This window comes from Thalassotalea mangrovi (assembly GCF_005116735.1).
Classification (GTDB): domain Bacteria; phylum Pseudomonadota; class Gammaproteobacteria; order Enterobacterales; family Alteromonadaceae; genus Thalassotalea_A; species Thalassotalea_A mangrovi.
The window spans coordinates 1-26,333 of record NZ_SWDB01000004.1; the positions used below are offsets into that span (position 1 = coordinate 1).

Annotated in this window: 18 protein-coding genes and 1 riboswitch; of the genes, 6 read left to right on the forward strand and 12 right to left on the reverse strand. The window is 47.1% G+C overall.

The window, feature by feature from the left end:
• Positions 1–116 precede the first annotated feature (116 nt).
• Genes E8M12_RS01850 through E8M12_RS01860 form a run of 3 tightly spaced genes read right to left on the reverse strand, consistent with a single transcriptional unit; the run spans position 117 to position 3,978 of the window.
• On the reverse strand, positions 117–1,850 hold the full coding sequence (locus tag E8M12_RS01850; RefSeq protein WP_136734379.1) for a sugar phosphorylase: 1,734 nt from the start codon (positions 1,848–1,850) through the stop codon (positions 117–119).
• Positions 1,851–1,871: 21 nt separating this feature from the next.
• Positions 1,872–3,116 carry a glycosyltransferase family protein gene (locus E8M12_RS01855; protein ID WP_136734380.1) on the reverse strand — a complete coding sequence of 415 codons (1,245 nt, stop codon included), beginning with the start codon at positions 3,114–3,116 and terminating at the stop codon, positions 1,872–1,874.
• Between the two features lie 31 nt (positions 3,117–3,147).
• On the reverse strand, positions 3,148–3,978 hold the full coding sequence (locus E8M12_RS01860) for an HAD-IIB family hydrolase (protein WP_169303010.1): 831 nt from the start codon (positions 3,976–3,978) through the stop codon (positions 3,148–3,150).
• Positions 3,979–4,359: 381 nt separating this feature from the next.
• Here E8M12_RS01860 and E8M12_RS01865 point away from each other — a divergent pair, with 381 nt between their 5' ends.
• Complete coding sequence (locus E8M12_RS01865; RefSeq protein ID WP_136734382.1) at positions 4,360–6,540, forward strand: OsmC domain/YcaO domain-containing protein; 2,181 nt, start codon at positions 4,360–4,362, stop codon at positions 6,538–6,540.
• 67 nt (positions 6,541–6,607) lie between these two features.
• On the opposite strand, the gene E8M12_RS01870 is transcribed toward E8M12_RS01865, so the two are convergent.
• The 4 genes from E8M12_RS01870 to folE2 form a co-directional block, all read right to left on the reverse strand.
• A complete protein-coding gene (locus E8M12_RS01870) occupies positions 6,608–8,050 on the reverse strand; it encodes an FAD-dependent oxidoreductase (RefSeq protein WP_136734383.1) in 1,443 nt (480 codons plus the stop codon).
• A gap of 8 nt (positions 8,051–8,058) precedes the next feature.
• Positions 8,059–12,516: a glutamate synthase large subunit gene (gene gltB, locus E8M12_RS01875; RefSeq protein ID WP_136734384.1), complete on the reverse strand. Its 4,458-nt coding sequence runs from the start codon at positions 12,514–12,516 to the stop codon at positions 8,059–8,061.
• A gap of 458 nt (positions 12,517–12,974) precedes the next feature.
• Complete coding sequence (locus E8M12_RS01880) at positions 12,975–13,520, reverse strand: YkvA family protein (protein WP_136734385.1); 546 nt, start codon at positions 13,518–13,520, stop codon at positions 12,975–12,977.
• Positions 13,521–13,717: 197 nt separating this feature from the next.
• On the reverse strand, positions 13,718–14,647 hold the full coding sequence (gene folE2 / locus E8M12_RS01885; protein WP_136734386.1) for a GTP cyclohydrolase FolE2: 930 nt from the start codon (positions 14,645–14,647) through the stop codon (positions 13,718–13,720).
• A 265-nt stretch (positions 14,648–14,912) separates the two neighbouring features.
• On the opposite strand from folE2, the gene E8M12_RS01890 reads away from it, so the two are divergent.
• Complete coding sequence (locus E8M12_RS01890; protein WP_136734387.1) at positions 14,913–15,269, forward strand: Hpt domain-containing protein; 357 nt, start codon at positions 14,913–14,915, stop codon at positions 15,267–15,269.
• Between the two features lie 29 nt (positions 15,270–15,298).
• On the opposite strand, the gene arcA is transcribed toward E8M12_RS01890, so the two are convergent.
• Positions 15,299–16,018, reverse strand: a complete 720-nt coding sequence (gene arcA, locus E8M12_RS01895) for a two-component system response regulator ArcA (protein WP_136734554.1) — start codon at positions 16,016–16,018, stop codon at positions 15,299–15,301.
• Between the two features lie 395 nt (positions 16,019–16,413).
• Positions 16,414–17,442: a methyltransferase gene (locus tag E8M12_RS01900; protein WP_169303011.1), complete on the reverse strand. Its 1,029-nt coding sequence runs from the start codon at positions 17,440–17,442 to the stop codon at positions 16,414–16,416.
• A 185-nt stretch (positions 17,443–17,627) separates the two neighbouring features.
• Positions 17,628–17,824: riboswitch (Lysine riboswitch) on the forward strand.
• Positions 17,825–17,971: 147 nt separating this feature from the next.
• Between E8M12_RS01900 and dapA the strand changes: the two genes are divergently transcribed.
• Positions 17,972–18,889 carry a 4-hydroxy-tetrahydrodipicolinate synthase gene (dapA, locus tag E8M12_RS01905; protein ID WP_136734389.1) on the forward strand — a complete coding sequence of 306 codons (918 nt, stop codon included), beginning with the start codon at positions 17,972–17,974 and terminating at the stop codon, positions 18,887–18,889.
• Between the two features lie 72 nt (positions 18,890–18,961).
• Positions 18,962–20,044: a M14 family metallopeptidase gene (locus E8M12_RS01910; protein ID WP_136734555.1), complete on the forward strand. Its 1,083-nt coding sequence runs from the start codon at positions 18,962–18,964 to the stop codon at positions 20,042–20,044.
• A 137-nt stretch (positions 20,045–20,181) separates the two neighbouring features.
• Here the strand turns inward: E8M12_RS01910 and E8M12_RS01915 are convergent, their stop codons facing one another.
• Positions 20,182–21,024, reverse strand: a complete 843-nt coding sequence (locus E8M12_RS01915) for a crotonase/enoyl-CoA hydratase family protein (RefSeq protein ID WP_136734390.1) — start codon at positions 21,022–21,024, stop codon at positions 20,182–20,184.
• A gap of 272 nt (positions 21,025–21,296) precedes the next feature.
• On the opposite strand from E8M12_RS01915, the gene E8M12_RS01920 reads away from it, so the two are divergent.
• Positions 21,297–21,611 (forward strand): hypothetical protein, encoded by a 315-nt coding sequence (locus E8M12_RS01920; RefSeq protein ID WP_136734391.1) that lies wholly within the window; start codon positions 21,297–21,299, stop codon positions 21,609–21,611.
• Between the two features lie 139 nt (positions 21,612–21,750).
• A complete protein-coding gene (locus tag E8M12_RS01925; RefSeq protein ID WP_136734392.1) occupies positions 21,751–24,195 on the forward strand; it encodes a TonB-dependent receptor in 2,445 nt (814 codons plus the stop codon).
• Positions 24,196–24,587: 392 nt separating this feature from the next.
• Here E8M12_RS01925 and E8M12_RS01930 read toward each other — a convergent pair whose 3' ends face one another.
• Together E8M12_RS01930 and E8M12_RS01935 are read right to left on the reverse strand one after the other, a co-directional pair.
• Entirely contained in the window at positions 24,588–25,427 is an 840-nt protein-coding gene (locus E8M12_RS01930) for a CvfB family protein (RefSeq protein WP_136734393.1), read from the reverse strand.
• 101 nt (positions 25,428–25,528) lie between these two features.
• Positions 25,529–26,149 (reverse strand): tellurite resistance TerB family protein, encoded by a 621-nt coding sequence (locus E8M12_RS01935; RefSeq protein WP_136734394.1) that lies wholly within the window; start codon positions 26,147–26,149, stop codon positions 25,529–25,531.
• Positions 26,150–26,333: the final 184 nt, after the last annotated feature.

Genomic DNA, 26,333 nt, shown 5'->3' on the forward strand with positions numbered 1-26,333 from the left:
GCTTCAAAACCAGAGCGAAGGACTCGGCTATGAAGCGTTATAAATTTGTGGGGATCCTACAGGGTCAGAGTTGTTGATTTTCAACAACTCTGACCCCTTGATTTTACGTTGCCGTGTTAATTGGAAATCCACACCGTTTGATAAGGCGCCAGGGTGATGCATTCGCGGACATTGGTAAATGTCTGGCCAGTGATCAAGTCGCGCCAATCCCCCATATCAATCAAATTTAAATCAGCCAGTGATAATGGCTGGGGCTCACAGGTGACGTTGGATATGCAAAAAATACTCTGTCGCCGATCCAGGCTCTGGCGCCAGAAGCCAAACAGTTGGACGCCAAGGTGCAGGGTAAATTGCGTGGCATTGGGGTGAAACGCTTTTTGTTGTTTGCGTAATTTGATTAACGCGGTTAATTCCTCAAACACCTGTGCGTGGTGACTGAAGGCATTACCCAGGTGCCCTTGCAACTCAGGATAATTCCATTTGTGACGATTAATGCAGCGATTCTGATTACTTAAATTGACTCGTTCTAAATCATTTTGGGTTCCAAAAAAACTATGGATATAGATTGCCGGTATCCCTTCGATACCCAGCATAATCGCATGGGCACAGATAAAACGTTGCTTTTGTAAACTGTCAGGTCCATTGACCGTGCCTGACAGCGCATCATAGAGGCTGATGTTGATTTCATAGGGCTGGTTGCGGCCGCCTTTTAACGCCCGCCAGGAAACCCGGCCACCAAAACTTACCATGGTATTAATGAGTAAGTCAGTTTCCTCTTCGCTGAGTAGCCCTTCTACCGGGCGCAAACCGACACCATCATGGGAAGCGATAAAGTTAAAATAAGCGGTACCATTTTGTGCTGGCGGTAAGGACATCAACCAGGTTTTTAAATGGGTGCAATCACCGGTAACCAGGGTGTTAATGAGTAGCGGTGGTAGCGAAAAATTGTAGATGGCATGGGCTTCATTGGCATTGCCAAAGTACATCAGGTTCTGGCGGTTGGGGATATTGGTCTCGGTGATGATCACCGCCTGTGGGTTTTTATGTTCAACCAATAACCGTAACAGGCGAACAATTTCATGGGTCTGTGGCAGGTTCAGGCAACTGGTGCCTGCCTCTTTCCACAAAAAAGCCACCGCATCGAAACGAAAGATAGTGATCCCTTGCTCAAGATAATAATTGAGGATGCTGACAAACTCGTTAAGCACTATTGGATTTCGAAAATCAAAATCTACCTGATCATGGCTAAAGGTACACCATACGTATTTGCTGCCATCCGGAGTGATTACCTGTTTGAGCAGATCGTGGGTTCTTGGTCGAACCACCAGCGACGTATCCTCATCGGGCGATGCGGTAAAGAAAAAATCGTTGCCAGGATCTTTACCTTGTTTAAAGTTTTCAAACCAGCCACTGCGGGCCGAACAATGATTGATGACCACATCGGCCATGACTTTTACATCCTCGCTGATGGCCTGGATATCTTGCCAGTCCCCCAGGGATTCATTGACCTGGTAATAATCAATTACCGCAAAACCATCATCGGAGCTGTATGGATAAAATGGCAGAATATGAACGGCGCTGATTACCTGTTGCAAATAGTTGCGGATAAAATGGTGCAGGCTTTGTAACGGTCTTTGCCCGGGAGACAGACTTTCATCAATCAGACTGTCACCATAGGTAATTAAATAGATATCGTTTTGATCCCACAAGTTAGTAAATGGTACCGGCGCTTTCGCATCGATGGCTATGCCCATCGTACTGACCAGTTGTTGGCTGAGATCCTGACAATTTTGATCGGGGTAGATCACATTCAAGTGTGCTTCAACGCGTTGCATCAGTTCATTGGTCATGGCTAGCCTCTATAATGTTTTTCAGGCAGATTTTTTCTGTAACTGGGCAGAAAATTCCTGGTTATCTGCCTCTACCGCGGCTTTTAGTCGCTCAAAAATATCAGGCTTGGCATTAATGACCCGATTCCAGCTGGGGATAAATGGTGTTTCCATCGGATCTTCGAGAAACTTATTACCGGCTTTAATAATGTTTTCGGCAAACAGTTCTACCGCCTGCTCTTCTTTATGAACATCCAGCTCCAGACCATTAATCATCGCGTCATTGCGATAAGTTTCAATAAAATCCAGGGCTATCCGATAGTAAGTCGCCTTAAGGGTTCGAAATGTACCGTTATTGAATACCGCGCCTTGGATCGCCAGCTTTCTGAATAACGCCTTGGCGATATCAATCGACATTTTTGACAGGCCTCCACAATCATCGTGTTGCGATAAGTCCTGATGTTTATGATCATAAACGTCGGCAATATCCACCTGGCACAGGCGATTGGTCGCATAATTTCGCTTCATCTCTGCCAATACGCCAATTTCCAGCCCCCAGTCACTGGGGATGCGTAAGTCATTGAGCACATCAATACGAAACGAAAATTCACCGGCCAGGGCATACCGATAACTGTCGAGGTAATCGAGGTAATCGGATTTATCGACGAGCTTTTTCAGGGCCCGTATTAATGGCGTGACCAGTAAGCGGCTGACACGCCCATTTAAGGTGCCGTTGGCAATGCGCGAATAAAAGCCCTTGCAAAATTCGTAGTTAAATTTTGGATTCGCTACCGGATAGATCAGCCGTGCCAATAGATTTCGGTCGTAGGTTAAAATATCACAATCATGCAAAGCGATGGACTCTACCTGATTACAGGCCAATACGTAGCCGAAGCAGTACCAGACATTGCGCCCTTTCCCCATTTGTTCTGGTGCCAGACCTAATTCCTGTAACTCTTTATCCAGGGCTTTTAACCGGGGGCCGTCATTCCACAATACCTGGTGGGGTTGTGGTAATTTTGAGAAAAACTCCAGCGCGTGGTGATATTGCTGTTCATCGGCGCGATCGAGACCGATGACGATCTGCGAGAGGTAAGGAACTTTACAGAGCTCATCAATGATATTGGGTAACGCTTTGGTTTCTAATTCAGAATACAGGGAAGGCAGTACCAGCCCCATCGGCCGAACCTGGCTGAATTGTTTTAGTTCTTCTTCCATGTCTTCCACCGGACGGCGAGACAAATTATGTAAGGTGGTGATAATACCGTTTTGATAAAAATCGCCCATAACACATTCTCCTAGGTAACTTTATGCCGGATTAGGCATTGTCCTGTAGCAGGGTTAAGATTGAATCGTTCCAGCCATCCGGTCCCTGATAGCGAGAGCGGATAAGGTGCGGGTGTTGCTCAATGATAGGATTTTCGTGAACCGGTGAAGCAATCACGATAGCAATATCGGCGCAGTTGAGCATATCTTTGTCATTGTCACTGTCGCCTAGGGCGATGAGTGTCTGCTGGTTATCACTATTTAATTCATACATCTCTTTTAGGAAGGTCAGCGGCTTGGCTTTGTTACTCTGGCCGAGGACATGGACAAACCGTCCGCCTTTAATCACATTCAGGCCAAACAATTGCAGGTGCTTGACGAAGGCTGCCAGCTTTTCGACCTTATCCTGCCAAAGCAATGGCTCGGAAAACTGGCGCTCCTGAGCACTGGCAGCCTGCTCTAAACTTAATCCGGTGACCCGACATAAATCGCGGTTCGACATCGAATTAAACCCCCAGTATTGGTAGGTATGCTGCGCCTTAAAGGTGGTTAGCCTGGAAAGAATCTCGGAACGGTTCAGTCCGAATTTATAAAGCCAGTAGGCTCCGGCATCAAAGCGAGGAATATTCACTTCGAGCTCGCGCGCAAAGTAATGTTTCGGCACATACAGGGCAGAGCCATTCTCAATAATGAACGGGTGATTGTTGTTCAGGGTTTTGCAAAGACGTTCGGTTTCGGCAAAGGTTTTGCTGGTATTAAAAATGATTGGAACCTGGGCATTATCACAATACTCCAGCGCCGGCATGGCCTTGTTAAATCGATAGGTATGATGGTCCAACAATGTGCCGTCGAGATCCGTTGCGATGATGTAGTCTTTTTCCAAAATGCCAGCCTTCTGATTCAATTCAGGTTTAAGTCACTTAATTGGTGTTGTCCTGATGTTATTCAGCAACAATTGTACCAAGATGAAATCGGGCTAATGCCCACGGATAGGAGCGGGGAATTCGCAAATCGGTATGAAAAATGAACTGTTATTGTGCGATTGCTCTAATTTGGTGCAATTTATTGCCGGTGCTCGTGCGTGATGTATGTGGATGCTAATAGGTGGGTGCCAAATTTTGCTGACTCCCGATGTGCACAAAGGAATAGGCTATAGCAAATTCAGATACATATTCTAAGCAGGAATTAATGTGGATCCGGGCTCAATCTCATATAATAGCTTCTATTACGCACACCAAAACACGCATGATTGCGGAGCCATACCATGGAAATCAAAGTTAATTTTCTTGAAAACCTCAGACTTGAAGCCAAGTTTGACGATTTCACCGTCGTTACCGACCAGCCGATTCGCTATAAAGGCGATGGTTCTGCGCCCAGCCCATTCGATTATTTCCTCGCATCATCTGCTTTGTGTGCCGGTTATTTTGTCCGGGTATATTGTAATGCCCGTGATATTCCGACCGAAAACATTCGCCTGTCCCAGAATAATATCGTTGATCCGGAAGATCGTTATAATCAGATTTTCCAGATTCAGGTGGAATTGCCGGATAGCATTTCGGAAAAGGATCGCCAGGGTATTTTGCGTTCCATTGACCGCTGTACGGTGAAAAAAGTGGTGCAGACAGGGCCCGAATTTAAGGTCGATTTTGTCGAAAGCCTGGATGAAGACGCCAATGCCATGCTTACTGAATTCCCGGAAGATGAAAGCACATACATTCTGGGTAAAGACCTGCCGCTTGAAAAAACCATCGCTAATATGACGCAAATGCTAGCTGACCTGGGGATGAAAATCGAAGTGTCATCCTGGCGTAATATTGTCCCCAATGTCTGGTCTTTGCATATTCGCGATGCAGCCTCGCCGATGTGTTTTACCAATGGTAAAGGGGCAACCAAGGAAAGTGCCCTGTGTTCGGCACTGGGTGAATTTATCGAACGATTAAATTGTAACTTCTTCTATAACGACCAGTATTTTGGCGAAGAAATTGCCAACGCTGAATTTGTTCATTATCCCAATGAAAAATGGTTTAAGCCGGGTGCCGATGATGAGTTGCCGGACGGCATTCTTGATGATTATACCCGTGAGATTTATGACCCGGCTGGCGAGCTCAGAGGCTCGAACCTGATCGATACCAATTCCGGCAATGTCGAACGAGGTATCTGCTCGATTCCCTATGTGCGAAAGTCCGATGGCGAGACGGTTTATTTTCCTTCCAACCTCATTGAAAACCTGTTCCTGAGCAATGGCATGAGTGCAGGCAACAATCCCCATGAAGCGCATGTACAGTGTTTATCGGAAATTTTTGAGCGGGCAGTAAAACGCCAGATTATTGAGCAGGAAATCGTACTTCCGGACGTTCCTGATCAGGTATTGGCAAAATACCCGGGAATCGTTGCTGGTATTCAGGGCCTCGAAGAGCAGGGCTTTCCGGTGGTGGTTAAAGATGCTTCCTTGGGTGGACAGTTTCCGGTGATGTGTGTCACCTTGATGAATCCGAAAACCGGGGGCGTATTTGCCTCGTTTGGTGCCCATCCAAGCTTTGAAGTGGCATTAGAGCGGAGCCTGACCGAATTGTTGCAGGGCCGCAGTTTTGAAGGGCTGAATGATGTACCTAAGCCGACGTTTAATAGCATGGCGGTCAGTGAGCCGGAAAACTTCGTTGAACATTTTATTGATTCAACCGGGGTTATCTCCTGGCGGTTCTTCAGTGCTAAGAAAGACTATGAATTTGTCGAGTGGGACTTTACCGGTACTAACGAAGAAGAGAGCCAATACCTATTTTTAATCCTCGAACAAATGGGTAAAGAAGTTTACGTCGCGGAATTTGATCAACTCGGTGCATCGGCCTGTCGCATCCTGGTACCGGATTATTCGGAGGTTTACCCGGTTGAAGATTTAATCTGGGATAATACCAATAAAGCGCTCGACTATCGTGAAGATATTCTCAATATTCATAAGCTTGACGAAGCTCAGCTCACTGCTTTAGTTGAGCGCCTGGAGGAGAGTCAACAGGATAATTACATCGATATCATTACCCTGATTGGTATCGAGTTTGATGAAAATACGGTTTGGGGACAGCTGACGATACTTGAGCTGAAAATTCTGATTTACCTGGCTATCGGTGAGTTGGAAACTGCCCAGGAACTGGTAGAAGAGTTCCTGCAATACAACGATAACACGGTAGAGCGAAACCTGTTTTATCAGGCCGTACACGCGGTGTTGGAAATCACCCTGGAAGAAGATTTAGAGCTGGACGATTATCACCATAATCTCAGCCGTATGTTTGGTGCGGATGTTTTCGAAACCGTAGTGGCCACGGTTTACGGCGATGTCAGATTTCCAGGATTAACACCGACCAGTATGAAGCTCGAAGGCCTGGATAGGCACCTGCGCTTGATTGACAGCTACAAAAAGCTGCATCAAGCCCGCGCCGCGGCCAACAAATAGTATCGACAAGGGTATACATTATAAAGGGGAGCTTAGCTCCCCTTAATTTTTTAACCAAGTCAGTCGGTTAAGCGGATTGGATCTGAATCAGCTCGTCGGCAAAAACAAAATCAAGAATGCCGAGCGCCGCTTTGCGACCTTCATCGATAGCGGTTACCACCAAATCGGAACCGCGCACCATATCGCCGCCGGCAAAAATATTCTGTTTGCTGGTTTGCAGCGCAAAGGCGGATTTTTCACTGGCAATTACCCGGCCTCTGGCATCTACCTCAACCCCGGCATCTTTCATCCATTGCGGTGGACTGGGTAAAAAGCCAAAGGCAATAACAACCGCATCTGCCGCCATGGTAAATTCACTACCGGCAATAGGCTCTGGCGAGCGGCGACCATTACTATCTGGCTGGCCCAGTTGGGTGCGCACAAACGTGACGCCATTAGCGATACCATTGTCATCGACACTTATGTCTAAAGGCTGCAGGTTAAACTGAAAATCCACGCCTTCTTCTTTGGCATTTTGTACCTCGCGCGGTGAGCCTGGCATGTTGGCCTGGTCTCGACGATAGGCGCAGGTGACTTCAGCAGCGCCCTGGCGAATCGCCGTACGAACGCAATCCATCGCGGTATCGCCGCCACCGAGCACGACAACTTTTTTACCTTTGAAGTTAGTATAGGGCTTGGCATTATTGCTAATACCCATTACATGCTGGGTATTGCCAATCAGGTAATCCAGTGCATTGTACACCCCTTGAGCGCCTTCGTTGCTAAAACCGCCGGTCATATCGGTATAAGTGCCAAGACCCAGGAAAACCGCATCGTAGTCATCACATAAGGTGGAAAACTCAATATCGACACCGACATGAGTATTGAGCACAAACTCGATGCCCATCCCTTCAAATATTTCCCGGCGACGCTGAATCACCTCTTTTTCCAGTTTAAAAGATGGAATGCCAAAGGTAAGCAGGCCGCCAATTTGTGCCTGTTTGTCAAACACCACGGCTTTTACCCCATTGCGGGTTAGTACATCGGCGCAGGCAAGGCCGGCCGGTCCGGCACCGATCACCGCCACTTTTTTACCGGTTGCTACGACATTGGACAAGTCAGGTTTCCAACCCTGGGCAAAGGCGCTATCGGTGATGTATTTTTCGATATTGCCTATGGTTACCGCGCCGAATTCATCGTTCAGGGTACAGGCCGCTTCACATAACCTGTCCTGGGGACAGACGCGGCCACACATTTCTGGCAGGCTGTTGGTCTGATGGCAAAGCTCCGCCGCTTCGAAAATTTTGCCGGCGGTGACTAACTCCAGCCATTGGGGAATGTAATTGTGCACCGGGCACTTCCATTCACAATATGGGTTACCGCAGTCAAGGCAACGTTCGGCCTGATCACTACTTTGTTCGGCTTGCAACGGGTTATAAATTTCCACAAACGCCTGTTTGCGCTCTTCGATGGCCTTTTTCGGTGGGTCGACGCGCTTTACATCGACAAATTGATAAACATTTTTACTCATAGTTGCCTCTATTGTGCCTGGACTCGTAACTCGGCAGCGCTATGGCTGCGGTGCCCCAGCAGGCTTTGTACATCGACAGCTTTCGGTTTGATCAGTTTGAATTGCTGGCTAAACCGGTGGTAATTTTCCAAAATGGTTCGCGCCCGCTCACTTCCTGTCAGCTCAAGGTGACGACTAATGATGCCGCGCAGGTGTTCCTGGTGAATCACCAGTTCATCCAAAGAGACGGTATCGATCGATTCCTGATTGATGCGCTGGTCCAGATCGCCGGCCTCATCAAGGACATAAGCAAAGCCACCGGTCATCCCGGCACCAAAGTTTAATCCGGTATCGCCGAGTACTGTGACAATACCGCCTGTCATATATTCACAGGCATGATCGCCGGTTCCTTCGATCACTGCATTACAACCGGAATTGCGAACCGCGAAACGCTCACCAGCGCGACCCGCAGCATATAAGCGGCCACCGGTGGCACCATACAAGCAGGTATTACCCATAATTGGGGTCAGGTGTGGCTGGTAGGTGACGCCTTTGGGTGGATTAATCACCACCTGGCCGCCGGCCATTCCTTTACCGACATAATCGTTAGCATCTCCAATCAGGGTCATATTCAAGCCGCCAGCATTCCAGCAGGCAAAACTCTGGCCGACATTGCCGGTGAGCTTAATATGAATGGGATTGGCGCTCATGCCCTGGTCACCGTGCAATCTGGCGATTTCTCCAGAAATAAGAGCTCCGATACTGCGATCGGTATTGCGACTGGTAAAGTTAAAATCACCGCCGGTCTTGTTAATAATGGCCTCTTTTACCTGAGCCAGAATCGCCCGATTCAAATTACCTTTATCAAATGGCGTATTAGCTTCGGTTTGATACAATGCGGTATCACTATTGGCAACAACTGGGGCGATGATTGGACTCAAATCGAGCTTTTGCTGCTTAGCGGTAATGCCCTGTAATGGTACCAGCAGATCGGTGCGACCAATCAGTTCGGTCAGGCTGGCAACCCCTAGCTGAGCGAGAATTTCACGCACTTCCTGGGCGATAAAACGGAAGTAATTCATCACCTGTTCAGGCAGACCCTTGAAGTACTCTTCGCGCAATAAGGCATCCTGAGTAGCAACACCGGTAGCACAGTTATTCAAGTGACAGATGCGCAGGAATTTACATCCCAGCGCCACCATTGGCGCGGTGCCAAAACCAAAGCTCTCAGCGCCTAAAATCGCGGCTTTGACAATATCCAGACCGGTTTTTAAGCCACCGTCAACCTGGAGGCGAACCTTATGGCGCAGGCCATTAGCCACCAATGACTGGTGGGCTTCAGTTAAACCAAGCTCCCAGGGGCAACCGGCATATTTTACTGAGGTCAGTGGGCTGGCTCCGGTACCGCCGTCGTAACCGGAAATGGTAATAAAGTCGGCATAGGCTTTTGCCACGCCAGAAGCAATAGTACCAACACCCGGACCCGAAACCAGTTTGACCGAGACAATGCATTTAGGATTTACCTGTTTGAGGTCAAAAATTAATTGCGCCAGATCTTCAATCGAATAAATATCATGATGCGGTGGTGGCGAGATCAGGGTTACACCAGGCACCGAAAAACGTAGTTTGGCAATCAGCGGGGTGACCTTATCACCGGGCAATTGTCCTCCTTCACCGGGTTTTGCCCCTTGCGCCACTTTAATTTGCAGCACATCGGCATTGACCAGGTAATGCGGTGTTACGCCAAATCGACCAGAAGCAACTTGCTTTATACGAGAATTTCTCACCGTACCAAATCGAGCCGCATCCTCGCCACCTTCACCGGAATTGGAAAACCCACCGAGTCGGTTCATCGCGATGGCCAGCGCTTCATGTGCTTCCGGAGACAGGGCACCGATTGACATCGCAGCACTGTCGAATCGTTTAAACAATTCGGTATCGGCTTCGACGTCTTTAATGTCAATGGCTTGGGTGTCGTCTTTTAACGCCAGTAAGTCGCGCAAAGTGGCGACTGGACGTTGGTTTACCGCATCGGCAAAAACTTTGTAGTCTTGATAATTGCCAGTTTGCACCGAATTTTGCAGTGATTTCACTACATCCGGGTTAAAACAGTGATATTCGCCATCATGCACATATTTCAGTAGTCCGCCATGGGGGACTTTCTGGTGTGGTAACCAGGCGCGACGCGCCAGGTTAATAGTGTCCTGTTGAATATCGCTAAAATCGGCACCCTGAATCCGGCTCGGGATCCCGGGAAAGCAAAGTTCCATGATTGACTGGTTCAGGCCGATGACTTCATATAGACCAGAGCAGCGATAGCTGGCGATGGTCGATATGCCCATTTTCGAAAGAATCTTCAGCAGGCCTTTATTAATGGCATTGCGGTAATTTTGTAATGCGGTACGCGCTGGCAAGTTAATCTTGCCTTGTTCAACCAATTGCTCAATGGTTTCATACGCCAAAAACGGATAAATTGCCGTTGCGCCGAGGCCGAATAAAACCGCGAAATGATGCGGATCACGCACCGCAGCCGTTTCGACAACGATGTTCGACTCACAACGCAATTGCTCGTTGACCAGGCGTTGCTGTACGGCTCCGACGGCCATTGCCGCCGGAATCGGTAACTTATCTTTGCTGATCTTACGATCACTTAAAATTAGGATGACGGTGTCATTACGAACCATCTCAACGGCTTCGTCACAGACCCGACGAATAGCATTTTCCAGGCCTTCCTGAGGAGAGTAATTCAGGCAAATGGTGTTGGATCGATAATGCTCGGCTTCTAACTCTCGTAACTGCTTGATGCCGGTGTACATTAATACCGGGGTTTCAAACTGAATCCTGTCCGCATGACCTGTGGTTTCGTTGAATACATTGTGCTCGCGACCGATGCAGGTCGCCAAAGACATCACATAACGTTCCCGCAATGGATCGATTGGTGGATTCGTTACCTGGGCAAATTGCTGGCGGAAATAATCAAACAGGGTTCTTGGACGGCTTGAAAGTACCGCCATTGGCGTGTCATCGCCCATCGAGCCTGTCGCCTCCTGCGCATTTTCTGCCATGACTTTGATCACCTGCTGGATCTCTTCATAGGAGTAATTGAACAGTTTATGTAACTCTGCCATTTGCAGATCGGAGAACACCCTTTTGCCCACCAGCTCGGCAGCGAGTTGTTCAAATGGCACCAGTTGGCGAATGTTATTCTTCAGCCACTCACGATAGGGGTGGCGGGATTTGAGATCGTTATCGATATCTTCTGACTTTAACACTTTACCGGTGTAAGTATCGACCGACAGCATTTCACCGGGACCGACGCGGCCTTTTTCTACCACTTCGTCTTCGCCATAGTCCCAGATACCAATTTCTGATGCCAGGGTGATAAATTTATCCCGGGTAATGACATAGCGGGCAGGGCGTAATCCGTTTCGGTCAAGGTTACAGGCCACATGGCGGCCATTGGTCATAACAATACCCGCAGGACCATCCCAGGGTTCCATATGCATCGAGTTAAACTCGTAAAATGCTTTTATTTCATCATCCATCGCAGGGTTGTTCTGCCAGGCTGGTGGCATTAATAAGCGCATTGCCCGATACAAGTCCATGCCGCCGGCCATAAACAGTTCCAGCATATTATCCAGCGATGACGAGTCGGAACCTGTGACATTGACAAACGGTGCGGCATCCTGCATGTCTGGCATTAACGGGCTTTTAAATTTATAGGTTCGTGCTTTGCTCCACTGGCGGTTGCCCTGAATGGTATTAATTTCACCATTGTGAGCCAGGTAGCGAAATGGCTGTGCCAGATGCCACTGCGGTGAGGTATTGGTTGAGAACCGTTGGTGAAAAACGCAAATCGCAGATTGCATGCGAATATCGGCTAAATCCAGATAAAACCTCGGCAGGTCTGCCGGCATGACTAACCCTTTATAGATATTGACCAGGCAAGACATGCTGGCGACATAAAACACCGAGTCGGAAATGCGTTTTTCGGCGCGACGTCGTGCCATATACAGGCGACGCTCTAAATCCTTACTGCGCCAGCCACGTGGCCCATTTATGAAGATTTGCTCAATGGCCGGTAAATTACTCCTGGCGATCGGCCCAAGTACATTAGTGTCGGTAGGGACAATACGCCATCCGACAACATCGAGGGTTTCCTGGCTTAATTCCTGTTCGAGGATTTTCTTTGTTGCAGCGGCAATGACCGGATCCGGATTCAGGAAAATGGTACCTACAGCGTATTTATTACTAAGGTGCCAGCCATTTTCCTCAGCAATGGCGCGAAAAAAACTATCGGGTTTCTGGAGTAGTAAGCCACAGCCATCACCAGTTTTACCGTCGGCGGCAATGCCACCTCGATGTTGCATGCGGTCCAGTGCCGCAATGGCGGTTTTGATCAACTTATGACTGGTTTCACCTTCCTGATGAGCGATTAACCCGAAACCACAGTTGTCTTTCTGTTGACTGTGATCATAAAGTTGCATGGCTGTATCTCCTTCTAAAACACGCTGGCGGTAATGCTGCAATTGGTTTGAATAAACATTTTTTATTTGCGCATAAATACCGCAATTCCAGCCGGGGGGAATCTCTCACCATATAACCAGTTTTTAATCAGGTCAATAAAAAATAGAGTGATTACTCTTAATAAGGGTAGGCTAAATACCGTCTGTTATACAGGCGAATAATGAATATATTTTCAACAAAGCCAGAAGTGGTAAGGGCAGTAGTAAAGTATGAAATTTAACCTGAAAGTTTTACAAGTGAATTAAATTGAGGTTAAAAAAATTTAAATATATATGCAGAGGCCACATCATCTATCCAATATTAGGGATAGAAGATGTGGTTTCTGCGGGTCTCAGGATTCAGGTTTCAGAAAGTTGAACTGACCATAGGTTGCAGCTTAACGCGATATTACTTTATGCAAATCGCACGACGGCAACGATTAAAAAATAGAGCGGAATGATGATCCACCGCTTCGCCGCGATGAGCGCCTGTGGCGCATTCTGGAGTGCAGTTCACGACGTTTTGCATCTAACCAGTCATCTTTGGTAATGGTATCCGAAGCCCGCTCTTTTTCTCGTTCCCGGTAACTGCAAAACTCATCAAACGCTTCGATATCATCATGTAAATCCATAGCGACCAGTTCGATCATAATCGCATCGTCGAGAAAACCAAGGGCAGGGATATCGTCAGGTACTAGATCCTGGGGATCACTGAAGTAGGCGAGGGCACACAGGACATCTTGCTTTTCTTCTTCGGGAAGTTGCCATTCCTGGTCTTCGATCATAGCGATAAGTCGTTGAAGTTTATCGATGCGCTCTTTAACAAACCCGGGCACATTGCCATGTATTGCATCAATCAGGCGCTTGGCATTCGCCAGAATGGTCTCTTCGCTTAGATGTTTAGCGTTATTTTGTGCCTTATGCATGACCCCACGAAAGTGCTCCAGATCAGAGTCTGATAACTCAAACGTCACTTCAAATGCCATTGGTGTTCTCCTCGTAGCTCGCCAGGAAATAAAAATCTATGTAGTTAAATTTAACAAAGATTTGATTTTTCACCATTTACCGGGGAAAAAATGAGGATGTTGGGTGCCATTTTTCCTACGTTAAGATCGAAAAAAGGTTGCTTTTCAGCAACCTTTTTGGGAATTTTTTAAGGTCAGATTACGACGCTTAACGACGATTATTCCGGCGTATAACCACCATCGATACCTTTAGTGGTAACGGCAACGGCGTCGTGTGCATGCAGCGACTCAAGGTGATTGATCTTGACCCAGTAATCGTCAAACCCGGTAACCTGGTTCATCACATGTTGAACACGGCGGGCAGCGTCTTCACAGAACATCAGGTTCTGACCATTCAAACGGGCAAATTCCTGCTCGTCTTCACGTTTTACCGCTGCCTGGACCGGCGTTTGCAAGGCGTTTTCAACGGTATCGACGATATCCGTAATCGGGAAGTTGTTGACCTGGCTGTTTAGCTTCACCTTAATTTCAGCAATAGAACGCTGACTGTGAGGTGTGGCTACAATGCCCTGGGTCGTGCCTAACCACTGATGAACATCTTCTGAGGCGACCTGATCCTGATCCGCAAACGCTTCGCTAAAGGATTGCTGAATAAGTTGGCGAGCCAGAGCTGCCGAACATGGACAGGTTGAGGAGTATGCGATATCGATACCTAACTCTATATCAAATCGACCTTGTTCAAGTTTGCCGGTAATCGTCACCGGGTATACGCGCCAGCCAAGCTTACCGCTGATTAACGCTTCCCGGCGCATTGGGTAATCAAATTGAAATTTTACTAACGCGGTATCGCTTAAATCATGATGGGAGCTGATAAACTCATCCAGCAGAGTCACTAACGACTGATAATTAAGGGTATTGTTACTGGCCAACTCATCCAGCAACAAGTACAGCCGAGACATGTGAATGCCTTTTGCTTTTGGCTCTTTTAAATTAACGAATGCGTCAATATGTGCCGATACCATGCGTTCAGCTTCATCTTTCGCTGCTAGCATAATTGGCATTTCAATATTCCCCATACCGACACGGTCAAGGACTCCCTCTGTCTGGGCCTTGGTGTGGTTGGCGATATCAGGCATTGATGTTGGCATTACTTCTCCGCGTTATGTCATCAGTCACGTTACCCTGTTGCCGTTGAAACACGGACAACCAAAGGGTTATTTATGGTTCATAGCATGTCATTGGTAGTGCAATGCTATGCCCTAGTAAAAAGGTCGGGTATTCTGGATCAAAAGTCGATTAAAATCAATATATACGGGGCCTGTACTCAGTTAAAAACTGTAAAACAAATGCCGACTCGGCAATAAAATACGATAAAGTATTCGCCACTTTCTGGATAACTGCTAGATTTTTAATATGAATCTACAGATATCGCACGTTATGGACATTTTAGACAAAACCTTAATCAGTCAGTATCGTGATGTCCTTGGGCATGAAGCTTTCATGCAGAATGTCGAGCTTTACCGCGAGCAAGCCGTTAAATATTTCCAAAAGCTGGAGCAGGCGATCGAACTGCAAAGTTACAGTCTGTGGCAGGAAAACTGTCACATTTTAAAATCCGCATCGGGTAACACTGGCTTAAAAGAAGTGTATCAATTGGCCAGTGATTTGGAATATTCGCAGGCGGATTTTGATGAACTGTCCGAGCGATTGATGGAATTAATCGTAAAAAATGATCAGGCTTTAAAAGCACTGGAACAGTGGCTCGAATAGAACCACTGTTCCGGTTATCCAATCAAGGACTAACTGTCCAGGTTACCCACGAAGCGGTAACCTTCACCATGGATGGTGTTGATAAATTCCGGGCTTTGCTCATCGCTTTCAAAATGCTTGCGCAGGCGGCGGATGGTTACATCAACGGTACGGTCATTTTCCCGCAATTCGCGACCAGTCATGCGCCGGATCAACTCCTGGCGGGAAACGATCTTGCCGCGATTTTCCATTAACAGGCGCAGTGCCCGATACTCTCCCCGGGGAATCGCAATTTTCTTGCCCTGAGGTGAAATCATCTGGCGCGAATTAGGATCCAGTTTCCAGTTGTCGAATTGGATCACCGACGTATCTTCCTGAGCCTGTTCGACGCGACCTGCGCTGTTACCTAAACGGTTTAACAGGTTACGGACACGAATGGTTAATTCGCGAGGATTAAACGGTTTGGTAACATAGTCATCCGCACCGATTTCCAGGCCAAGGACCTTATCGACTTCACTGTCGCGCGCAGTAACGAACATTAATCCAACCTGATGTTTCTGGAGTACTTCACGAGCCATGATCAGGCCATTCTTACCTGGTAAGTTAATATCCATTAACACCAGGTCAATATTTTGCGATTCAATAATAGGTAAAATTTCTTCACCATTAGTGGCCAGATGGGTGCGATAACCTTCACCTTCAAACAGACTTTGTAAACTTAAACGTGTAACGTCTTCATCTTCAACAATTAAAATATTGGCTTCTTTAATCATTTCCACCTCTAACAATGTTTAATGGGGTCAGCTACGCCCGCCCAGATCTTTATTCCATTTTCAATTTAATCCCTGATCCCTGAGTTATTAGCGCGTGTTCCCACTGAGCCTTGGTTTTGGCGTAGCTGCTAATTTCGATGGGGGTATGATAAAGAATTCTGAGCTGGAAACAATGGTGAAATTGTTGTAAAAATGTACAGCAAATATTCAACAAATTTGTCACCTATGTAGTGATAACTCACTGATTAAGTTAATGAAGTGTTGTAAAAAGAAAGACTGTCTTGTTTAATTTTTGTTAATTAAATTGCAATTAAGTGTAATTTTCGTCGCAAAGCGGCATTTTTAACCCTTTCTGGGAGCCGCCAGCGACCTTGAACATGTGGCGTTCGATATTATTTGCAGTGATGGATACTGAAGCCATTAGCATTGTCTTTAAGCTCACAATGGTTAAAGTGCTGCTTTAAAATGGGGGCATATTTTAAAAAGCTATTGGCGACGATGCTGAGCTCGCCATTGCCGGTGAGATAATGGCGGATATCGCTCAGGAATGTTTCAGTGGTCGCATAATGGGTTTTGATACCCTGATGAAATGGCGGGTTGGAAACTACATGCTGATATTTGCCAACAACCTTGCTAAGGCCATCCGAGGCAAATACATTGCCTTTAAGTTTATTGGCATCCAGGGTCAGGCGCGCACTTGCTACGGCCATAGCATTTACATCGAGCATATCAACGTCACATTGTGGGTATAAACTGGCGATTACGGCACCAATGACGCCCGCGCCGCAGCCGAAGTCGAGCACTTTGCCATTCATTCTTTCGGGTAAACTGGCTAACAGCAGTTCGGTGCCTTTATCCAGTTCACCACGGCTAAAAACTCCTGGTAAATGACAAATCTGTAGCGCCTGTCCATGCTGGGTAATCGCAAAGGTTTCAATCCAGTCAACCAGGTTAAACGGTGGCAGACTGTCCTGATAAGTGAGAGAGAACAGGGTGCAATGTCTGGCAGAATCCAGCTTCTGGTAGCTTTGAGTGAGATCGCTGGCAAGTTTTTGTGACGATTTAACTCCGCCTTTATTGTCGCCGACCACTAACACCGAACCTTGTTTATGTAACACTGATGCGAGCATGCTCAACAGATATTGAAACTCGTGCTTGGATTTTGGGAAATACAGCACAATCAAATCGTGCGGCTGATCAGCTTGATACTGCTCACCAAAATGCGCGTCGATACCGGGCATATTCGCCAGAGCCTGATGCTCGGCAAAGTTAACGTTAAACGCGCTGATTTGCGAGTCTGGGTTTAACTGTCGTAATTGCTGACAAAACTGCGGATCCGGGCAATTAACCAGCAGAATCGATTGCCCCTGAAGCAGATCATCGTTTCTAAGCAGCAGTTGTGAGGGGTTTGATAATGCCATGTCGGGGCTCCTGGGGTCTGTATGCCGCATATTTTCATTAGTTTCAGCCACTGAGTAAAGAGTTTAGAAGAAATAATTGCAGGTTGAATTGTCACCGATCTAGTGCTTTAATACGCGTTACGTATGCAAACCGGTTTGCCTGGCGAACTTGGTGGCCGGAAAATGCATATATGCCCTTCTAAATAAGGGCCAGAAGAGGAGCGTTAACCAGGTAATTATCCGGAGGAGATCAAACTCCATTGAAGGGTAATGAGGGGGATTAGCGCCGAGGTGGCAAACCATTCAACCCGGGTTGAATGCGATTTTTGATGATCATGCTACCGGCTGTGCAGGCTGAATCCTGGCAGCTGTCACCCGTACAAGGTGGAGAGCTTCTGGTCTTTGCGTGACTCTGTGTCAGGCAAATACCTCAACTTTCCCGAATTTGGATTAATATCAACCGACCCACTCGTCGTCAACCTTGTGGTGGTTGGAATGTATACAGGCACAATACTGTGCCTGACATAGAATTAAAGACAAAGAGTTAAACATGACTAAATCATATAATTTGGCAGATTTTGCAACCTGGACCGCGTTAATCACGCCATTTGATGAATTAGGTGCTATCGATTTTGATAGCTTAACCCAGTTGGTGGATCAGCAGGACAGTGCCGGTAACGCCATTTTGTTGATGGGGAGCACTGGAGAAGGGTTAGCGATTTCGTTGGAAGATCAGTTAGAAGTGGTAAGCTTCGTCTCTAACCTGAATCCTGGTGTGCCAATTATGGTTGCTGTCGGCGGTGCGGATCTTCCAGCTCAGCTGACCTGGATGAAACATTGTAATCGCCTCAATATCGACGCTTACCTACTCGGCACACCATTTTATGCTAAGCCTGGCGTCGCCGGGCAAACCCATTGGTTCAAGAATTTACTGGATGCGGCAAAGCATCCGTGCATGATTTACAATGTGCCATCACGAAGTGGTGTTAATATTCCTGCGCAAACGGTCGCAAATCTCGTCTCTCATCCTAATCTGTGGGCGATGAAGGAAGCGAGTGGCGATATTCATCAGTTTCTTGCTTATCGTCAGGTGGCGCCGGGTCTGGCCATTTATAGTGGCGAAGATGCATTAATGCCTTATCTCGCCGCCGCCGGAGCGAAAGGGTTGGTTTCTGTCTGCTCGAATGTCTGGCCTGAAGCGACCAATCTGTATGTGAAAAAATCTCTCGGCGGTGACAACCAGTCATTATTCCCGGTTTGGTATAATGCCACCAACGCCCTGTTTAGTGCTGCCAACCCGATTCCAGTAAAAGTGCTAATGCATTTACGCAAGATGATTGCTTCACCGATGCTGCGTGCCCCGCTTACCCATCTTGAATTGACTGATCACCAGGGCATTATCGATGCCGATAAGCGTATTCACGACTGGCATAATGCCGAGCTAAAACAACATGCCCTGACTGATTAATCGGTCAGGGTGACTTTACATTAATAATAAGAATTTATTGTGGTAGAAAAGCAAATTTTACACGTTGGCGAAATGGCCAGCGGTGTCGCGCTTACCGTACCTGTATATGTCCTGAAAGGACAGGGCCGGGGGCCTAGCGTCTACATCCAGGCTAATATCCATGGTGCTGAGGTGCAGGGCAATGCAGTTATTTATCAACTCCTTGAGTTGTTGCAGCAACAGCAGCTATTTGGCGATGTAACCCTGGTACCTTATGCCAACCCTGTTGGCTGTAATCATAAAAATGGTGAATATACCCTTGGTCGATTTGACCCGATTACCGGGGTGAACTGGAATCGGATGTATCACTATAATGGTGAGCTGGCAGCGAGGTTTGTATCCCAGTATCCACAAGCAGACGAAGCCACCATTTTGAATGATTACCAACAATGGATGCTGGCAGAAATTGACCAACAGTTGGAGCATAATATTTACGGGCTTTCCACTGGTCGTCGGATTGCTTTTCAATTACAGCGCATGGCGTTGCAGGCTGATTTGGTGTTGGATCTGCACACCGGGCCAATTTCCAGCAAGCATTTATATTGCCCGGAATATGCCAGGGCAAGTGCCAATTATTTTAATATCCCCCACACCATATTAATTCCTAACGATTTTGCCGGTGCCCTTGATGAAGCCACGTTTTGCCCGTGGTGGGATTTGCAACAGGCATATCAACGGATAGGCCGTGAGATGGACTTTAATAAGGAAAGTTTTACCCTTGAGTTGGGCTCGCAGGAACTCATCGACCTTGATGAAGCTAAATTTGATGCGCAAAGCATTCTCAGTTATCTGCAGGCAAAAGGTGTTATCGCAGCAAACGGTTTTACGCCGCAGACGCTAACCCGATACGCCTGTTATTTAAAGGATTACAAAGTGTTTTACGCGCCGATGGGTGGCATGGTCGATTATCTTGCAGAGTTCGGCAAGCCATTGCAGCCCGGTCAGCCGTTGGCACGAATTCTGCGAATGGACAATTATAGTGATGAGGATGCCGAGCCACTACATTATCTTAGCCTCGAACAGCCGGTGATCCCGATTTTGCATTTTGCTTCAGCGAGTGTGAATCAGGGGACGGAGTTGTATAAGGTGTTTACTCGCTTTTTCGAACTGAGCTGAGCCGGGCGCTCAGTTCGAAAGCTGTAAGCCACAAGCCATAAGTGGTTACCTTTCGAAAGCGGTAAGCCACAAGCCATAAGATATAAGAGGTTTAGTCCTTACAGCTTACAGCTTAAAGCTTACAGCTTGTTTTCGGTCTACCAACGACCTCTGGGTAGATAGGGTTTGGCGTCGTCCGGGTTGAGTTGTTTTTTCACTGCCCGGCGTTGGTTTTTACCTAAGATTATTTTGACCTGGTACCAGGTCTCCATCATCAGCATTTTCCAGTCCGGGCTTTGCCAGTTACGGGTGTACAGCCGTTTGATCGCGGCCAGCGCATCGGGAGATTTTAATTTTAGCTCCCCTAATAGCGATTCCGCGTCCTGCAATGGTGTATCGGAAACCTGAGTGACCAAATTTATCGCCAGTGCCTCGGTGGCGGATATTGGTTCGGCGGTCATTGCCAATCGTAGAGCCTGATCTTTTGGCAATAGTTCTCGTAATGCCATATTCCCCGCCATATCCGGGATCAGGCCCCACTTACTCTCCATTACCGCCAGACTGACATCGCTAGTGACAAATCGAAAATCTGCTCCCAGCACTATCTGTAATCCGCCTCCCCAACACCGTCCCTGAATCACTGCTATCACCGGCACCGGAATTTTACGCCAGTTGCTACTGACTTGTTGGGCAAGATTTGATGAACCAGGAAGCCATTTTTTTAACAGGCGGACCATGCCGGATTTATCCTCCATGATCGATTTAACATCCAGGCCACTGCAAAAATCAGCGCCGGCGCCTTGTAGAATAACACCGCGAATATTACGGTTGTTGCGCAACGAACGGGCAATACTGGCCAGTGACTTAAAGGTGGCTAAATTCAGGGCGTTCAACTTATCCGGGCGATTTAAGCTGACATAGGCAATATCATCGCGAATGGTAAGGTCTACTGGATGGCGTAACGAATGACGCGAGTCTGCAAGGTTTTGTTGAGCGCTCATGAACTGACTGTATAGTTAAGGTAATGATAAAACTAAGCTATCACGACTGGACCGATGAGTATAGAAGGGATGAGTATTGAAGGAAACATTTACTCGTTTAAGATTTTTGTACCATGTGATACTTGTTATTTTCGGTAATTAAGTGTGATAATATAACACATCTTAATTGGAGCCGTGATTAGCATGTCCAGGATAATTTAATTATTGAATTCCCAGTACAAGCTATATCTAGTAAATAAACAGCAATTCACGCTACCGACAGACCAGTAAACATGACTGCGATAATACCGCACAATTTGAATCGAAACGTTTCAGGCCGTAATGCTCTGGGATTCTTGTTTGCTGGGTTACTGCTGCTCACTTTTATCTTTTCCAGTTATCACCAGGCAGAGCACGAGTTACAGTCGAATCACATGCACTGCCAGGTTTGTTGGCAATTAGCCGGCGATCTGGACAAGCCTGAAAAATCTGAATTACATCAACCGCATCTGGTTGCGAGTTTTCACCAATCTTGCCAGCAACAGCCAGTTTACCACTCTGCTGCAGTGCACACGGCAACCTGTCGTGGACCGCCAGGCATCATCTGATTCTTGTTTAACCGGGCTCGTGCTAACAGCAATAACCATTTTCCCTATTATTTTGCGCTAATCAAACCAGACTTTAACGGTGTGGTTTGTGAGTGGCTGGCGATGCCTTTTTTCCAACTTTGTATTTCAGGACATTCTTATGCGTTTAAATCGCTTATACACCGCCACAGCGTTGACTTTAGCTGTTACTACCCCAGCTTGGGCGGCAACGGTATCAGGAACCATTATCGATAATCAGGGCAAGGGCGTTGCCAATGCTGAAGTCAGCATTTCGCAAAACCGCGTGACCACCGACGAAAATGGCCACTTTACCTTAACGGATGTGACCGATGGTGCGGCGGAACTTCATGTTGAGGCGAGCTACTTCGTACATAAAAATCACAACTTGACCATCTCAGGAAATGATGTTGACAACATTATTGTCAAACTTTCGCCGTCGGTTATGGATGTCGTTGATGTGTATGCAACGCCGTTACATTCCTCAACCATGGAGTCAGCACTGCCGGTAAATGTGTTAAGCGCGGATGAGTTGCGTTTAAAGCAAGCCTCTACCCTGGGTGAAACTCTGAAAAATGAAGTGGGCGTGCATTCCAGCTACTTCGGGCCGGTGTCCAGTAGCCCGATTATTCGCGGCCTGGATGGTCCTCGTGTTTTAGTCACGCAAAATGGCTTAGACGCCGGAGATGCATCTCGCGTCGGTCCAGACCATATCGTGGCAACGGAAACAAGTACCGCCACCCAAGTCGAAGTATTGCGCGGACCTGCCACCTTATTTTATGGGAGCGGTGCCATTGGTGGTGTCGTAAACGTGGTTGATAAGCGTGTACCAACAGAATCAGAGCAGAGTGTTGGCTTTTCATTGCAACACAATACGGTCGCCGACGAAGATTTAGCCACCATAGATATTAATACCGGAACCGATTCGTTGGCGATTCATTTTGATGGTTTCTGGCGTGAAGCGAATGATTACAAAATTCCCGGTCCGGCTGAGCTTGAACATGATGAGCACGAAGAGCACGAAGAAGGCCATGAAGAGCATGAAGAAAGCGGCTCTCGCCTGGCAAACACGGCAAACGATGCAAAAGGTTTTACCTTAGGTACCAGTTACCTGTTAGATAATGGTTATGTGGGTTTTTCATATGGTCGTACCGACCGTACCTATGGCATACCGGGGCATTCTCATGCCGGTCATGAAGAAGACGTTACTGCAGAAGAGACCCAGGAAGAGCATGAGGAAGAATCTGTATTTGGCGATTTAACCCAGGATCGTTTTCAGGTGTTAAGTGACCTGCGTTTTGACGATAACTTTTTAAATCGTGTCGCTTCTAAAGTTTCTTATACCGATTATCAACATCAGGAAATTGAAGATGGTGAAATCGGTACCACGTTTAAAAATCAGTTATGGGAAGCCAAGTTCGATATCTACCATCGTGAATACCAGGGTTTTAAAGGTGCCTGGACATTGCACTATAAGCAATCGGATTTTGAAGCGCAGGGTGAAGAAGCTTTCACGCCGCCTTCAAAAACCGACACCGTCGCCTTTGCCTGGTTAGAAGAAAAACACTTCGAAGATGTATTGCTGCAATTCGGTGCGCGGATTGAGCATGTAACCCTTGAGCCAGGCCATGGCCAGGAAGACCATGATCATGCGATGGAGGAGCACGAAGAACATGAAGAGCTGGAGCTGGCAAAGCAGGACTTTACTCCTGTCAGTGCATCGGCGGGTTTAGTCTGGGACTATCAGCCAGGTTACAACCTCGGATTGTCCTTTGCTTTCTCACAGCGTGCACCGTCTGCGGCTGAATTATTTTCCAACGGCCCTCATATAGGTACTAATAGCTTTGAGCTGGGTGCGCTTTATGAGTTGCATGAAGAAGCAGACGGCTACCATATTGAGTTATCCGATCAGGATGTCGAGGTTGAAACCTCATATAACCTTGACCTGACCTGGCGTAAGTTCTCTGGTGACCTGGGGGTTGTTGCAAGCGTATTCTATAACCACTCGGATGATTTCTATTATCAACAGGACACCGGGTTTGTCTTTGAAGAAAGTGGCATTCATGACCATGGAGAGGAAGCGAGTGAAGAAGCAATCGACGGTGGCGCGGAAGAACACGCTCATGATGAAGAAGGTTTGCCAATCTTTGTTTACCGCCAGGATGATGTCGATATGTACGGTTTTGAAGCGGAAATGGTGTATCAGCTGAATGCTTCTTTAAAAGCCAACCTGTTTACCGATTACATTCGTGCGCAATTGTCTGATGGTGGTAACTTGCCCCGCATTCCGCCATTACGTGTCGGTGGCGGATTGCAGTATCAGGCGGACAGCTTTGAAACCGGTGTGAACGTTACCCGTTATTTCGAGCAGGATAGACTGGCGTCTTTGGAAACCGAGACCGGCGGTTATACCATGGTTGACCTGCACGCCAACTATTACTTAGATGGTATCGGCAATGATACGGTATTGTTCCTGAAAGTTGATAATGTGTTCGATACCGAAGCGCGAGTACACTCGTCTTTCTTAAAAGACGTTGCGCCACTTCCAGGACGTGGTATCACCTTAGGGGTACGCGCGAGTTTCTAATTGGCATCGCATCCCTGAACTTTTAAGGCACCTTTATGGTGCCTTTTGTATTCTTTAGAAACGAGAAACTTGAACTGGCCCTGTGGTGTTTGATTGTCGATAAAACTAGAAACCGTCGTTCAGGGTTAGCAAAGATTCCCTGTCGTGGCAGGGAATGACTCAGTGCCGCTCACCTCACTCGGAGTGACGTTTTTTGTCACGTACCCGAAACAATCTTCGATTGTGTACTCGAAGTGACGTTTTCTGTCACGTACCCGGAACAATCTTTGATTGTGTTCTCGGAGTGACGTTTTCTGTCACGTATCCGGAACAATCTTTGATTGTGTTCTCTGAGTGACGCTTTTTGTCACGTGCCCGGAACAATCTTAGATTGTGTGCTCGAAACGGCGCTGCTACTTCTTGTCTTTCAACCGAAAGCCCGAATCCAGCAGTTCTATTTTGCCTTGCTTCAGCAGGTTACCGATGGTGGATTTGAAGGTCTTTTTACTCACTCCAAAAACACGCTTAATTTCATCCGGACTACTTTTGTCATGCAGACTGCAATATCCCTTGTGAGCGTTTAAATACTCCATTAACGAAGGTGCAAAATCTTTGATTTTTCCTAAACCTCCGCGAGTCAGGATTAAATCGATGCGACCATCATCGCGGACATTTTTAATAAAACCATTGAGCCTCTGGCCAGTGCGCAAATGCTGGAACACCTCGTTATCGTACAATAAGCCCCAATGCTGGTTATTGACGATGGCCTTAAAGCCTAAATCGGTTTTGGTAGCGATGATTAATTCGACCTGCTCCCCGATTTCATAGCGGGCGGGCCAGATATCGAGGTATTTATCCAGCTTGCTGGAAGCGGCGATGCGGTCGGTATGGTGATCGCGATATAATTTCACCAGGTACGACTTGCCGACGACCATGCGATTCTTCTGCTGGTTATAAGGGACCAGCAGATCTTTGGGCAGGCCCCAATCCAGGAACGCGCCCATTTTATTAACCTGGACCACCTTTAAATAGGCAAAATCGTCAAGTTGTGCTTTCGGTATTTCCGTGGTCGCGACCAATCGATCTTTTGAATCGTAATAGATAAAAGCCTGCAAATCCTGACCCTCTTCGGCGGACTCCGGCAGGTAGCGGGTCGGTAACAAAATCTCGCCCGATTCCGCACCATCAAGGTAGGCTCCGATTTCGGTAATTTTTACGATTTTCAGGGTGTTGGTTTTGCCGACGTCAGCCATGTTGTTTACTCAGGGGGTAGGAAGGTTTAGGTTCGCATTTTACCAGCCTGAAATCGGTGTGCCTACTAAGGCTTAACAAAAAACTCCGTGCGGAATTGGTATTAGCCATTTTGCACGGCGAGTTTTGTTTGAATGTATTCCTGATGGTTTAAATGCAATAAATCGGCAATTTTTCGGATCGTGTGCTCTTCAATAGCATCGAGTTTGCCATCACTCAACGCCAGCTGCCATAAACGTTCGACAATTTCGATGCGCTGTCCAAGGGTGAAGTGCTTGTTTACCAGGCTGGTATAGCGGTAGTAGTCGGTCGCATGAAATGATTCATCCTCAGCAGCGGCAAGGATCGCGTCGACTTCATTGCGCTCCAGGCCGAACTGTTCGATTAACATTTGCTGGCAATAGCGCTTTTCCTCTTCAGTATATTCGTCATCGGCTCGTATTACTTCAAACAGTAACACCGCGGTTGCTACTTCTAATGACAGCACCTGGTTGACCACATCGTCTTGCTGTAGGGTTCTAAAAAATACACGTACGCGAGTTAGCATGACCGTCCAATATTCTTTGCCTGATAATAATACTTTAAATCTAGCATCGAATTCTGACAAAGGTAACCCCCCTGACTGAGAGTTATTGTCGGTCATATTCTGATGCTTGTTAGCGCAGGTGAACAGAGCCTGTATTGGAGAGTCGCCAACACGGTTATCTAATTTCAGCCAGTGCACAAATATTTTGCGTATTTATACCAATCACATTAAGTTTGTGCACAACTCAGAGTTAGGGCAGAGGCCCATTTGCAACATAGATTTCAACAAAATAGTCAAAACCGACTCCTTAAACGGGTTTTTCAATTAAAACCTGAATTTTTCCGGCAAAAATGTGATCAAAACCTACCTTTTAACTGAAAAA

Excerpts from the sequence above, each read along its gene's own strand:
- E8M12_RS01850 (WP_136734379.1), bottom strand. The coding sequence starts at position 1,850 with ATGACCAATGAACTGATGCAACGCGTTGAAGCACACTTGAATGTGATC.
- E8M12_RS01930 (WP_136734393.1), bottom strand. The coding sequence starts at position 25,427 with ATGGCTGACGTCGGCAAAACCAACACCCTGAAAATCGTAAAAATTACC.
- E8M12_RS01915 (WP_136734390.1), bottom strand. The coding sequence starts at position 21,024 with ATGAGCGCTCAACAAAACCTTGCAGACTCGCGTCATTCGTTACGCCAT.
- dapA (WP_136734389.1), top strand. The coding sequence starts at position 17,972 with ATGACTAAATCATATAATTTGGCAGATTTTGCAACCTGGACCGCGTTA.
- E8M12_RS01870 (WP_136734383.1), bottom strand. The coding sequence starts at position 8,050 with ATGAGTAAAAATGTTTATCAATTTGTCGATGTAAAGCGCGTCGACCCA.
- E8M12_RS01925 (WP_136734392.1), top strand. The coding sequence starts at position 21,751 with ATGCGTTTAAATCGCTTATACACCGCCACAGCGTTGACTTTAGCTGTT.
- E8M12_RS01900 (WP_169303011.1), bottom strand. The coding sequence starts at position 17,442 with ATGGCATTATCAAACCCCTCACAACTGCTGCTTAGAAACGATGATCTG.
- gltB (WP_136734384.1), bottom strand. The coding sequence starts at position 12,516 with ATGCAACTTTATGATCACAGTCAACAGAAAGACAACTGTGGTTTCGGG.
- E8M12_RS01880 (WP_136734385.1), bottom strand. The coding sequence starts at position 13,520 with ATGGCATTTGAAGTGACGTTTGAGTTATCAGACTCTGATCTGGAGCAC.
- folE2 (WP_136734386.1), bottom strand. The coding sequence starts at position 14,647 with ATGCCAACATCAATGCCTGATATCGCCAACCACACCAAGGCCCAGACA.
- E8M12_RS01865 (WP_136734382.1), top strand. The coding sequence starts at position 4,360 with ATGGAAATCAAAGTTAATTTTCTTGAAAACCTCAGACTTGAAGCCAAG.
- E8M12_RS01910 (WP_136734555.1), top strand. The coding sequence starts at position 18,962 with ATGGCCAGCGGTGTCGCGCTTACCGTACCTGTATATGTCCTGAAAGGA.
- E8M12_RS01855 (WP_136734380.1), bottom strand. The coding sequence starts at position 3,116 with ATGGGCGATTTTTATCAAAACGGTATTATCACCACCTTACATAATTTG.
- E8M12_RS01920 (WP_136734391.1), top strand. The coding sequence starts at position 21,297 with ATGACTGCGATAATACCGCACAATTTGAATCGAAACGTTTCAGGCCGT.
- E8M12_RS01890 (WP_136734387.1), top strand. The coding sequence starts at position 14,913 with ATGAATCTACAGATATCGCACGTTATGGACATTTTAGACAAAACCTTA.